We start from the raw sequence: 13,485 nt of genomic DNA, 5'->3' as shown, positions 1-13,485 counted from the left end.
CAAATTTTTATTGTTTTTTAGCTAGTTCTTCTTCATAGTGGAGCAAATTATTTCTATAAAACTCTAATTTGTCTTCTTTTTCTTTGATCTTTGAAGCATCAGCGTTAGCCATAAATTTAGGATTATTAATAAATTGTTCATTAAACAAAATTTCTTTTTTTGTTTTTTCAATTAATTTCTTTAATTCAATAATCTCATTTTCTTTATCTTCTTGTCTTTGTTTAATATAAACTTTGCCAAAAGAAGTAGCAATTGAAAAGTCGTTATTTTGATTTAAAGTATAATTAGCCAATTTAAAAATAATTAATTGAATAGCTTCAGATAAATTAATATTTTCAGCAAAATAATTTAATGTTTGATTTTTAGAAATTTGTTTATCTTCACGGTATTTTCTTAAAACAGTAATTAATTCAATTAAACTGTTTGCGTTTGATAAATCGAAGTTTTCTTGGTTTTTGTAAACTGTTGGTTCGTGTTCTAATAATTCTTCTTTATATAATTCTTGGAATAAATAATCAGTTACAAATGGCATATATGGATGAAGAGTAATTAAAATTTCTCTAAATAAATAATGAATAAAATAATTATTATTTTTAAACTTTAGAAATTCTAAATATCAAGATGAAAATTTATTAATAATAAAGTCCTGAATATGTTTGTATACAACGGTAAATTCATATTTTTCCATTGCTAAATCTATATTCTCAACCATATTATTAAATTCAGATAATATTCAATTATCGAATTCATCTAATTTAGAGTAATCTATTTGTTCTTCTAAATTAATAGGAACATTTTTAACTAATCTTGCAATGTTTCAAATTTTATTAATAAATAGTCTTGCAGCTTGGATTTTTTCATCACCAAAATTAATATCCAAGCCAGGAGTACAGTTAAAAATTAAAGACATTTTTAAAACGTCTGAACCGTATTGATCAATAACTTGAATCGGGTCAATACCATTACCTAATGATTTAGACATTTTTCTTCCTTGAGAATCACGAACTAAACCATGTAATAAAACTTCTTTAAAAGGTATTTCATCCATAAATTCTAAACTTTGGAAATACATTCTTGAAACTCAGAAGAAAATAATATCATAACCAGTTACTAGTAAACTTGTTGGGAAATATCTTTTTATCTTCTCAGTGCTTTGAGGTCAGCCTAAGAATACAAATGGTGCTAGAGCAGAACTAAATCAAGTGTCTAAAACATCACTTTCTTGAATTCATCCATCACCGGGTTTTTCAACTTGTACTAAAACTTCGTTATCGTGGTATCAAGCAGGAATTCTATGTCCTCATCAAATTTGTCTACTAATAGTTCAATCATAGACATTTTCCATTCACTTAATTAAGTTATCTTTGAAACGGTAAGGAATAATTTTAACTCCTTCTGAAGATTCAAGGTTTTTTAGTAATTTTTCTGATAATGATTTCATTTTAACAAATCATTGAGGTTTAACTAATATTTCAATTGGTTCTTTAGATCTTTCACTGTAACCAACATTAGAAATAACATCTTCAATTCTTTCGATAAAACCTTTGGATTTTAAAAAGTTAGCAACTTCAATTCTTGCTTCAAAACGATCCATTCCTTCAAACTGATTTGCAAAAGAATTCATTTTTCCTTCGTCATCAATACATTCAATAACTTCTAATTTATTAGCTTTGATTATTTCAATATCTTCAATAGCATGGGCTGAAACCTTCATAACACCAGTTCCAAATGACGGGTCAATACTGTCAGAAGAAATTATTTGCATTTCTCTTTTTGTTAACGGGTGAATGATTAATTTATCTTTCAATTCATTATAACGTTTATCTGTTGGGTTTAAAGCTAAAGCAACATCAGAAAACATTGTTTCAACTCTTGTAGTTGCAACTAATAAATATTGTTCATTAGTATCTTTTATTGGATACTTAATATAATACATTTTTTGCTTAGTTTCATTTGGAATAACTTCAATATTAGATAGTGCTGTTTTTAATTTAGTATCTCAAATAATGGCCCTTGTATCTCGGTAAATTAATCCGTTATTATACATATCAACAAAAACTTTTAAGACTGCTTCATTTGCTTCTTTGTCTAATGTGAAACGTTCACTTGTATAATCTAGTGCTAAACCCAATTTAGCTCATTGTGATGTTATATTATTTGAATATTCATCTTTTCATTTTCAGATTTCTTCAACAAATTTTTCACGGCCAAGTTGATATTTATTGATATTTGATTGTGCTAGTTTTTTTTCTACTACAGCTTGAGTAGCAATTCCTGCATGATCTTTTCCTGCTACTCACATAACATCAAAACCTTTAATTTTTTTGTATCTTATAACTGTATCTTGAATATATGTGTCTAAAGCATGACCGATATGTAATTTACCAGTAACATTAGGCGGCGGTAGAATAATTGTAAATGGAGGTTTACTAATATCGTGAGTAGAAAATGCTTGCATATCTATTCATTTTTGATTTCTGCCTTCTTCTACAATTTTATGATCAAAATTTTTCTCCATAGCATCTCCTTTTTGTTTGTTTTCTACTAAACTAAAATCAATTATTGTTTGTTCAGTATAGTCTCTTTTATCAACAAACTCATTTTTCTTATTTTCGTTATTTTCATCAAAAGAAAATAAGTCTCTAAATTTCTTATTTTGCGTATTTTTACTATTTATTCATTTTGTTAGTTGATATCATTTACATCATACAAAATGATCAGGCTCGATTTCATATTTAAATATATTTTCAAAGTCATCAATTTTGCTTAAAAAATCATTGTAAAGAGTTTTGCTTTTTTCATCCTCTTTATTTAAAAGCCTTTTAACAACTGGATTAATAGGATTATCAACGATTATGTTTGTTTTACCCTGTTCAATTGTTTTTGAGTTCATAACAATATTAAGGTCTGTTGTTAATTTGGAAGCTACATTTATATTGTTTAAGAAATATATTCCAATAGCTTCATTAGCTAAAATATATGAATTAATCTTATTCAAAATTTTAAATTGATTTTCTTCACTAAGTTTGTCAATGTTATTGCCGATAATTATTAAACTAGGATTATTAATTAAAATTTTGTTAAATTCTAAAGATATTTTTTCATCTAAGGTTAAATAAGAAAGATTCATTGCTAGCTTATCTAATGAAATATCAGAATTTAATAATATTTTGTAAATATTTGATTTTAAAAAGAATTTAGATAAAAAGTCTTCAGAGTCTGTTACTTCAAAAAGCTTTTTGTAATCGATAAATTGTAAGAAAAGATTATTAACTAAATAATTCAATTCCTTAAGATCAAAATATGATTTAAAAAAAGGATTTAATAAAATTAATTCTAGTTGTTTATCTTCACTAAATTCTTCTTTATGAATATCAAAAAGTTTGACTAAAATCTGGTTAATCCTTTTATAAATCAATTTTGATTTTTCAATATTTGAAACAAAAGCAATATTTGATTTACTAATTAAATTTTTAGTTTCATTTCTTATTTCCTTACCTAAATTATCAACATTTCAATGATATTCAGCTTGTTTTTGAACAAAATCATATTCATAATTTTTTAATTGTGAGATGTTTATGTAATCATCTGCTTTTGTGAACTCAAGTTCTTGAGTTTTTAAAACTATTTCTTGAGTTTGTTCATCTAATTCTTGTTTAAATAAACGAAAACGATCGAAATACATCTTTGTTGTATTTGAAAGCATTGAATTGGCAACATATTGAATTTGTTTTTTTAATTGATATTTTGTTCCAACTGTCGCTAGTGAATTAATTTCTAATATAGTATTGTCACGAAGATCATATATTTCGCTAACAAAATCTATGAAGTTTTTATGGTTTAATAATTGAATTTGTGAATAATTTTTTTTGAAAAATTTATAGTAGATTTTGCTAATATAGTATCTTGAATAATAATGAACAAAAGACTCGGGATTAAAATTATTTTTTAAATAAAAATGGTTAAACTTTTTTTCATTTAAAAAGTCTTGCTTCAATTTAATAAAATATTTTCTAACCTCTTCTTTTTTAAAATTTTTTAACTTTAAAATTTCAAGCGAATTTTTAATTTTATATCATAAATCATTTTTAGCTACACGATGTTTAATTATATTTTTCTTATTATAAATTTCGTTGTATTTAGTTTTTGCTTCCTTATACTCTTTGTATTTCATTAATGAATTACCGGATTCATAATTCTTTATAGTCGATTCAACAAAATCAAAAAAACTTTGCTCGCTATTTTGAATTATTTTCACAACTTTTCTAATTGCAATCAATAACTTTTGAATAAAAAGTATTTGATCATTACGATCAAATTTGTCTAAATCATAATCAGTGCTATCATCTAAAATAATTTTAATTTCATCTAATAATGGTTCAATATTTAATTGTAAATTATGATTTAACTTGGCATATTCTAATTTAAAATGGTATTTTGAATCTTGATAAATATCTTTTCAATTTTTACTAAAAATATTGCTAAATAAACCTTTAGATTTATTATCTTTAATATATTTTTCTAAATAAGAAAAAAGTGTTTCTTTTGTTTTATTTTCAAATAAATTATTATCATCAAAACCATAAGCTAAGTTTCTTTTATAATTATCATTCCCACTAATTAAAAAATATTTATTATCTTCTTGTTTAAATTCAATAAACCCTTGATACTTGTTCTCTTGAATCTTATTATTAACCAAAAGATCAAAAATCATTTTTTTAGTTTCATAATCACCACTAAAAATACCTAAAATACTACTTTTAGATAATTTAAAATTTAAGTTATGAATTAAATATTTGAAATAAAGTTTATTTTTTTCTTTAATTTTAATTCTTTTTTTAAGCTCTAAAACTCTTAACCCGGTTATTTTTTTATTCATTAGAATCTGTCACCTTCTTTCGATTTAACCAAAGAAGAAACGACTTTATAAGTTGCTAAAATGATTACTAAGTTAAAAAATATCTTAACAGGACCAGTTAATGTTTGACCAGTAAAGTTTACTCAAAAATCGGTTTTTAACGTTGCTGTATCTGCTCATGCTAATAAAACAGTATTTGCAAGTTCTAGTAAAGCACTAAAAGTAATAATAGCCATAACTTCTATAAATGTTTGAATTTTTTTTCTTACAAATAAACGGTAAATTATGACAAATAATATCATTCCCATGAAGCCAGAAGTTGTTAGTAAAATATAGAAAGTTTTATTTTTGATAAAACGGTTGTGTTCAAAAATAGAATTATCAAGTTTAGCAAAAATTGCAATAATTAATAGTATTTGTAAAGATAATATCACTACAGTTGAAATGAAAGAAAAATTTATCATTGCTGTTGGTTTAGGTTTATTTTCCAAAATAATTGTTCTAACTTCATAATAAGCTATTTTTTCAGAAAAATATTGTAAGTCTTCTGAATTTCCTTTGGCTAACGCTTCAGCAAATTGGATTTTGAAAAACTCAATAATTTGTTTATATTTAAAAATTCTGTAATTTCTTGAGAAAAAAAGTTCATTAATATTAAAGAAATAATAAGAAGCAATACCAGGAATGAAACCCGCAACAGCAACAGCAAGAGTATATAAGAAACTATAATAAGTTGGGACTAGTGCAAATGATATAAAGTCAGCTAAAATCCCGGTTATAACACCAACGATAGGACCAAAAATAAAACCAGTTATTTTAATAGGTAAGCCGATAAAACTAAATTTAAAGGTTGGTAAGGCACTAATAGGCAAAATTCTAACTGAAATTAAGAAGAAAACGACTGAAATGGCAATCAAAACACCCACAAAAGCTATTCTTTTGGGATTTCATTTTTTAAAAGAAATATTTGTTTGAGATCTTAACCATTGTAAATAATGACCTAAGCCTCCTGGCAGTTTTGAATTCATAGTTTTTCCTTTTTTATCGGTTTATTAGTGCTTTAAGCATTTAAATAATTATATTATTATTTAACTATCTCTAGATAATATAAAATAAAAAATGTTTTAATTTAATATTTGTGCGAAAATCATTTACTTTTTTCCATTATTGGAAGATTTATAAAGGTTTTGTAAAAACTTGAGTTAACAATTGCCCCTATATAAATAAAATAAGACATAACACTTAATAATAAAATAATGTACATAAATGATGCTACAACACCAAATTTATTGTAATTAATTAAAGAGGTTAGTGACCCAAAAATTAAAATATATAACGATGTAGGAATAGCAACAATCATTGCTCCTGGGCTAACATGCGAAAACTTAATTCTAAAGTTTGGAGCTAATTTAAAAAAGAATAAGAAAGCAACATAAGTTATTATTGGTAGAAATAAAACGGTTGGAATTCAAAAAATAAGTTGAAACTCTCAAGGTAAATTTTTTAATGTGGTTGTATCATCAACAGTAATATTAAAAACGTTTTTTAAAATAAAACTTAAAAATGAAGAAATTATTAATAAAAATGCTGTTAAAAGAATTGTAATTATTATACTTGTTAAGAATCCTTTTATTCTAGCTTTTCACATAGCATTTGATGTTTTATGTTCATACAGAGCATCAAAAGATAAAATAAACTTAGAATAACCTTTTGAAGAAATTCAAAGAATTGAAACAGTTAATAAAATAAAAGCTACAGTCCCACCTGCACTACTTCAAATATCAGCAAAAGCAGGAATAACTTTTTCAATACCGGGAATAAGTTGTCCTAGAATTGTGACTTTAATAATTATTTCAAATTGTGTATTAATAGCACCTATTACCCCAATTACTAAACCTAGCGTTGGAATAAATGATAAGAATAAATACATTGCATAACCAGCAGGTACAAAAGCAAATTCATTCGAATTTATTTTTGTATATGTTGAATTAACAATTTCTTTACCTTTCACTTTTGAACTTTTTAAATAATTAGGAATAGCAATAAACAATATTCCATAAATTATTGCTTTTAATATTTTTTCAAAAATGTTTTGTTTATTTTTATTACGTACGATTTGCCGTGAAGAAACAGAGTTTAAATTGGTATTTTTTTTCTGACGGTCTTCTTTTTCTTTATCTCATCCCGTTTGTAATAAGTTCTTATTTTTTTTCCTCATAAAGTACCTTTATTAAATTATTAAGTTCATCTATTTTTGCTTCTCCACCTGTTTTTTTCATGACCTGACCTATTAAGAATTTTGAAGCACGGTTATAATTTATTTCAAATTCTTTTTCAAGATTAGAATTTTCTTTTAAAACTTCATTAATAACTTCTTGTAAAGAAATTTCTTTTTGTTCAACAAAAAAGTTATTATTCTTAATTATATCTTCTATTGTTAATTGGTTATTTTTTAAAGCTAAATCTAATATTGGCTTAATACTATTTTTATTTACTTTACCATCTAAAACAAATTGAATCAATTTAGAAATTTTGGTAATATCGATTGTTAACTGAGTGATTGAAAAATTATTTTGATTTAAAAATGAAACTATTTCAGAAAAGAAAATGTTTGCACTTTTCTTAAAGTCAGTTGTTTCAATGCTATCTAAGAATGTTGCATATTCAATATTATCAATAAGCTGAGAAATTTGAACATTGTTTAAACCTTTTTCAAGGTAACGTTTTTCTCTTTCGAATGGTAATTCTTCAATTTTTACACTTTCAATTAATTCTTTGCTTAATTCAATATAAGGAATATTTGGTTCAGGAAAATATTTATAATCAATTGCATCAGATTTAGAACGCATTGTAACTGTTATATTTTTTCCTTCATCAAATCTTTTAGTTTGTTGTTCAAATATTTTATTATTTTTATAGCATTCTACTTGATAATTAAATTCATAATCAATTGCTTTTTCGATATTCGAAGTTGAATTTAAATTTTTAACTTCTACACGAGTATTAAGGTCATTAGTTCCTTTTTTACGAACTGAAATATTTAAATCTACTCTTAAACTGCCTTCATTCATTTTAGCATCTGATATATTTAACGCCAGAGCAGTTTGTCTCATAGCCTCAACATAAGCAACGGCCTCTTTAGCAGAATCAATAACAGGATTAGATACTATTTCGATTAAAGGTACTCCTGAACGGTTGTAATTTAAATAAGTAAAATCGCCTTCATGTAATGATTTAGCAGTATCTTCTTCTAAGTGAATTCTTTCAATTTTAATATCTTTTCATTGGTTATCTACTTTAATTTTAATTAATCCATTTTTACCAATCGGATTAAATTGTTGTGTAATTTGGTAACCTTTTGTTAAATCAGGGTAAAAATAATTTTTACGGTCAAAACGAATATTTTGATCAATCTCCATCGATAGAGCTTTAGCTAATTTTATTCCTTTAATAATTGCCTGTTTATTTACGATTGGTAATGAACCTGGATATGCAAGATCAATATGAGAAACATAAATATTAGGATTAGAAGTGTATAAATTCGGTTGTGAAGAAAACATTTTTGTCTTAGTATTAAGTTCTAGATGAATTTCAATACCAATAACTAATTCTCAATCATTATTCATTTAATTCTCCTAATTTTTTTTCTAAATAAAGTGCATGTGAAAATAATTTGGTATCTTTATTTTTTTTAGCATCAATTGCAATATTAAAAGGTAATTTTGTTTCAGAATCTTTTCCTAATTTCATTGTTAATGAAGGATTTCCAACTAAGTTAGCATAAGTTAAAATAAAATCTAAATATGATTTATATTTTGAACCATTTTCAATATTTGGTGCCACATCATTTGAGGCTGGAAAAATAAATAAATCAGCTGAATTATGAATATTTTCAAAATAATTCATTAATACTCTACGCATTTTTTTTGCTTTTACAAAGTATTTTATTTGATTCTCTGCCTTTAAGAAGAATGAACCTAAAATTAAACGTGACTGCACCATTTTACCTAAATATTGAGATCTTGTTTTTTGAAAAGTATCTGCTCAGTCTTTTCCTTCATTTCTTAATCCAAAAGAAACACCATTTAAATTTGCTAAATTTGATGAAGCTTCAGAAAATGCAATAACTTTATAAATAACATCAATTGAGTTTAAGATTTTAATATCTTCTTTTATTTCAATTAATTCAATACCATCATTTTTTAATGTCTCTAATAATTTTTGATATGACTTAGCAATTGAAGGATTTAATTTGTCAAAACAATTTAAATATGCAATTTTATTTGGCTTAGTTTCTCTTATTTGTTCATATTGAAAACTTAAATCAATCGAAGTCATATCTTTTTCTAAATCTTGTTTATACAAAACCGAAGAAATTTTGATTAAGTCATCAATGCTATGAGTAAAATAAGCAACTGTATCCAATGATGATGCAAAAGCAAATAACCCATATCTGCTTATTGCTCCATAAGAAGGCTTAAAACCAATCTCACCAATATTTGAGGCAGGTTTACGAACAGAGTCTCCAGTGTCCGATCCAATTGCAAAATCAATATCTTTAATAAAAGTAGCTGCTGCTCCGGAAGATGAACCACCAACTAAATATGATTTATTTAATGGGTTCTTTATTAAACCAAATGCTGAATATTCACCTGATCCGCCAAGACCAAATTCATCTAAATTTGTACGTGCTACACATGAAGAACCATTTTCCTCTAATAATTTAATAACAGTTGCTTTATATTGCGGTTTAAAATTAGATAATAATAAACTTGAACCTTTACAATTTACATTAACATCTGCATAATTATCTTTAATTGTAAAAACAGTATTCGCTAAAAAACCAGAATTATTAAGTTTTGCTTCAGAAAAAACATGTGCAACAGCATTATTATCGTCTGATTGTAAATAAGAAATAATTTCCTCTATTTTTTTATTCTTCATTTATAACTCTTTTCATGATTACTAAATCATTGTCATGATTAAATGCATTTTCTAATATTTTTTCTTTTTTAATCTTTGTATTGTCATTAACTTCGTCTTCGCGTAATTCATCAAATGACATTTTTGTTTCATTAATATGTGAAACGGGTTTAATATCATTTAAATTAATTTGATCTAATTCAGATAAAGAATTATCAATTGAGTTTAATAATTCTTTTGCTAATTTAAAAACTTCTTCACTTGGTTCTAATAACAAATTATTTGCTAATTTTTTTAATTCTTCGTCACTCATCATAACACCTTATTTATCATCTTGGTTGTGATATAAAAATTTGATCATTATATTCAGAAAATTCTTCTGGTAAGTTTAAAAATTTAACTGAATATGAATGTAAATATAATCTCTTAGCTCTTTTACCGCCATATTTAGTATCACCTAAAATTGGAGTTTTTAAGTATTCTAACGTTGCTCTAATTTGATGTTTTTTTCCGGTTAGAATTTGTGCATAACTTCTATTTCCTTCTTTATAAAAAATAGTTCTAGCTTTAATTCCAAAATCTGGATTTACCCGCATTTTTTCATTTTTTATATCTTTTTCTAAACGAACAGTAATATCTAATTTATCCTCATTGAAATCTGATACGAATTGGTAAACTTTTTCAAAATGTTTTTGGTACTCATCAAAAACTACTAAAGTTTTATAGTTTTTTGCATAAACAACTAATCCACTAGTTTTTTTATCGATTCTTCCAATTGATGCTGGAACAAAAGAAGAAGTTTTTTTGAAATTTAAATATTTATGAATTTGATCATCTAGACAATTTTCCTCAGAATGCATTGCAACGTTTGTTGCTTTATCAACAATTAATAAGTTCTTATCTTCATAAATAACTTTAAAGTTTATATTTGCTGTATTTTTCTTTTCTGGTTTAGCAATTTCAGAAATACCATAAACAATAATCTCGTCACCTAATTGTAATTTATATTGTTTATCGTTTGTTCTAATTCCATTAACCTTAATATCTTTTTCTCTAAAAATTCTTTCAATTCTTGATTTTGGCACATTGTCACAAATTTTTAATAAATATTTGTATAAAATACGGCCAACATCGTCTTTTTTTGCCTTAAACTTATTCATCAAAATTCTCCTCTAAAAATATCCCGTCATTATTAGTATCACTTCTTTGTGAATCAAATAAATTAAAATCTTTATCGATCATATCTTCATCAACATCTGAATAACGACTAAATTCTGGAAATGGTGGTAATTCTGCTAATGTCTTTATTTTAAAATAGTCATAAAACTTGTTGGTAATTCCATATAAAATTGGGTTTCCTGGAGTTTGGGCAACACCAACTTCTTCAATTATTCCTTTTTCTAATAAACTTGCAACAATTCCATCACTAACAACACCTCTAATATTTGAAATTATTGAGCGAGTAACAGGTTGTTTATAAGCAACAATACCAGCAACTTCAATTGCGGCATTTGATAATCTTTGTTTTCTCACAATGGTAACAAGTTCTGAAATATAATCTTTAACTGATTCAACTGTTAAAAATTTATAAACATCATTAAACTCATGTACTTTAATCCCTCTATCTTGATTATTGAAAAAAGTTTTAAAATCTTTTAATAATTTTCTTCCTTCTTGAATTGTGTTAAGTTTAAAAACATCTTTAACTTGTTCAGAACTTAGTCCGTCACTACCTTGGATAAATAAAAGTGCTTCAATAATTTTATTCTTCATATTCTATTCCTTTTTTAAATCTAATTATTCCTTCATCTTCATCTTGTTCAAGAATAACAATCTGTTGTCTAGCTAAATCTAAAACTGCTAATAAAGTAATTACAAAATGACCTATTGTTGGAACGTTAAAAATTTCTTTAAAACTTAACTCGTTTTTTGAAGTAAATAATTTAATTATTCTTTCTTTTTGTTCTTCAGGACTGACTGCTATCGTAGAAATTGTAATATTTCTAATAAGTTCAGAATAAGTTCTTTCAAACATTTTTCTTAAAGTAATTACTAATTTTGAACTATTTGAATGTCCATCTAAAACTGAAGAATCAACTTCTTTAACAAAGTCTTCTGTTTCTTCAGGCGTTTTTGAAAATAATTTTTGTCTTTTTTCCTCTTGTTCTCTTAGTACAGCTGAAATTTCTTTAAATTTCTCATATTCTGCAATTTGTTCAAGCAATCTTTTCTTTTCTTCCTTGATTTCTTCCTCAGCCTCAGGATCTTGAAGTAACATTCTTGCTTTCAATTGCAATAATGTAGCAGCCATGACTAAATATTCTGAAGCAATATCAATTTCATAAGATTTTATGTTTTTAATGATTTCTAAATACTGTGTCGCTAATTCGAATAAGTCTACTTCAAATATACTAATATTTTTATCACGAATCAATGAGACAAGTAGGTCTAAGGGACCATCAAAATTTGAAAGACGAAAAATATGCTTATCGCTTTCAAGGTTTATATTTTCTTTTTCAATTTCTTCAAATGAAATTTCATTAATAATTGGTTTAACTATCTGAGACATATTCATCACTATTTTCTTTTGGTATATGTGTTTTTAACAGTTTCATTTGATGTTATTGTTTGTTCAATATAGTCTTTTGAAACAATTTGTTGTACTCAATTTGCAAAATCTTTTTTATCTAATGTTTGGAATTGTTGTGGTTTTATTGCTGGATGGAATTTAACTTTAACAATTAATTCACCGTTTCTATTACCATCTAAAGCATTAGCTGCGTTATTAATTGTTACTGGTACTAGTGGAATATAGGTAGATTGGGCTGTTAAGAAAACACCCGAGTTAAAATTATTAATTTTTCCATCTCTTGTTCTTGTGCCTTCAGGAAAAATAACACCACAGGTTTGATTCTTTTTAACATGTTGTCCAAAATCTTTTAAGATTGCAAGCGCTTCTTTTGGTTTTTTTGTATCAATATAGTATGTATCAATTAATTGACTAATTTTGTAAATTGTTTTCTTTTGTTTAACTTCTTCTCTTGCAACAAAATTTGCTGCTCTTGATCTTCTTTCACCATCACCATGATTTCATAAAGCAGAAACAATGATTAATGGATCTAGATAAGTTGAGTGATTTGGGGTCAAGAAACATGGACCACTTGGAATGTTTTCAAATCCTTCAACTTCAACTTTAATATTTAAGTGCTTTAGAATATTTGAGCCAAACTTTTGAACAAAAAAGTGTTTTTCTGATGCCTTGTAGTATTCAGGCATATTTCTGTTTCTTCTAGCCTTAGATTTAAGTTTTAAAATGTTGTGAATTAATGGAATAAATCTAAAAAATTTTCTAACTTTTAATTTCATATTTTCTCCTTAACTTAAGATTTAAATGCAACAGCTACAACATAACCGTCTTCATTAGTTGTTGATAGCTGAAAATCTTTAAAAATATATTTACCGTTTGTTGATTTTTCAATTAAGATATTTTTAAATTCAAAAAGCGAGTTATCGATCTTAAAAATACATTCTTTTAAAGCTCATCTTGTTGCTAGAAAAATTGCTTTTTTGGTTTTGTCTAAATTAAAGAAATCTTCTATTTCAGCAGGATGTAAAATGCGTTTTATGGCTTGAAAAGAAATTTTTCTGAATCTTTTAATCTTTGTTAAATCAATTGAAATCATAAAACTCCTTAGTAAATAATT

Annotated in this window: 11 protein-coding genes; all 11 read right to left on the bottom strand. The window is 25.4% G+C overall.

Annotated elements, in window-relative coordinates:
• Nucleotides 1-7: 7 nt before the first annotated feature.
• Nucleotides 8-4,879, bottom strand: a complete 4,872-nt coding sequence (locus ACQW0Y_RS00860) for a valine--tRNA ligase (protein WP_427867318.1) — start codon at nucleotides 4,877-4,879, stop codon at nucleotides 8-10.
• The gene (locus ACQW0Y_RS00855; protein ID WP_427867317.1) at nucleotides 4,879-5,886 is read right to left on the bottom strand and encodes an ECF transporter S component; all 1,008 of its coding nucleotides are present in this window, start codon (nucleotides 5,884-5,886) and stop codon (nucleotides 4,879-4,881) included. Before ACQW0Y_RS00855 ends, ACQW0Y_RS00860 begins: the two co-directional genes overlap by 1 nt.
• Before the next feature lie 101 nt (nucleotides 5,887-5,987).
• Nucleotides 5,988-7,076 carry a YihY/virulence factor BrkB family protein gene (locus tag ACQW0Y_RS00850; protein ID WP_427867316.1) on the bottom strand — a complete coding sequence of 363 codons (1,089 nt, stop codon included), beginning with the start codon at nucleotides 7,074-7,076 and terminating at the stop codon, nucleotides 5,988-5,990.
• A complete protein-coding gene (gene gatB / locus ACQW0Y_RS00845; RefSeq protein WP_427867315.1) occupies nucleotides 7,060-8,484 on the bottom strand; it encodes an Asp-tRNA(Asn)/Glu-tRNA(Gln) amidotransferase subunit GatB in 1,425 nt (474 codons plus the stop codon). Before gatB ends, ACQW0Y_RS00850 begins: the two co-directional genes overlap by 17 nt.
• Nucleotides 8,477-9,802, bottom strand: coding sequence for an amidase family protein (locus ACQW0Y_RS00840; RefSeq protein WP_427867314.1), 1,326 nt, complete (start codon nucleotides 9,800-9,802; stop codon nucleotides 8,477-8,479). The genes gatB and ACQW0Y_RS00840 overlap by 8 nt, the downstream gene beginning before the upstream one ends.
• Nucleotides 9,792-10,097, bottom strand: a complete 306-nt coding sequence (locus ACQW0Y_RS00835; protein ID WP_427867313.1) for a glutamyl-tRNA amidotransferase — start codon at nucleotides 10,095-10,097, stop codon at nucleotides 9,792-9,794. The genes ACQW0Y_RS00840 and ACQW0Y_RS00835 overlap by 11 nt, the downstream gene beginning before the upstream one ends.
• A 10-nt stretch (nucleotides 10,098-10,107) precedes the next feature.
• A complete protein-coding gene (locus tag ACQW0Y_RS00830; RefSeq protein WP_427867312.1) occupies nucleotides 10,108-10,941 on the bottom strand; it encodes a pseudouridine synthase in 834 nt (277 codons plus the stop codon).
• Nucleotides 10,934-11,554, bottom strand: a complete 621-nt coding sequence (gene scpB / locus ACQW0Y_RS00825; protein ID WP_427867311.1) for an SMC-Scp complex subunit ScpB — start codon at nucleotides 11,552-11,554, stop codon at nucleotides 10,934-10,936. The genes ACQW0Y_RS00830 and scpB overlap by 8 nt, the downstream gene beginning before the upstream one ends.
• Nucleotides 11,544-12,350, bottom strand: coding sequence for a segregation/condensation protein A (locus ACQW0Y_RS00820; RefSeq protein WP_427867310.1), 807 nt, complete (start codon nucleotides 12,348-12,350; stop codon nucleotides 11,544-11,546). Before ACQW0Y_RS00820 ends, scpB begins: the two co-directional genes overlap by 11 nt.
• Nucleotides 12,351-12,358: 8 nt before the next feature.
• On the bottom strand, nucleotides 12,359-13,147 hold the full coding sequence (locus tag ACQW0Y_RS00815) for a lysophospholipid acyltransferase family protein (protein ID WP_427867309.1): 789 nt from the start codon (nucleotides 13,145-13,147) through the stop codon (nucleotides 12,359-12,361).
• 14 nt (nucleotides 13,148-13,161) lie between these two features.
• Nucleotides 13,162-13,464: a 4'-phosphopantetheinyl transferase superfamily protein gene (locus ACQW0Y_RS00810; RefSeq protein ID WP_427867308.1), complete on the bottom strand. Its 303-nt coding sequence runs from the start codon at nucleotides 13,462-13,464 to the stop codon at nucleotides 13,162-13,164.
• Nucleotides 13,465-13,485 lie beyond the last annotated feature (21 nt).

The sequence above is a fragment of the Mycoplasmopsis arginini genome (assembly GCF_965278885.1).
GTDB classification, from domain to species: Bacteria; Bacillota_I; Bacilli_A; order Mycoplasmatales; family Metamycoplasmataceae; genus Metamycoplasma; species Metamycoplasma arginini_B.
This window is presented reverse-complemented; position numbering and strand designations above follow the sequence as displayed.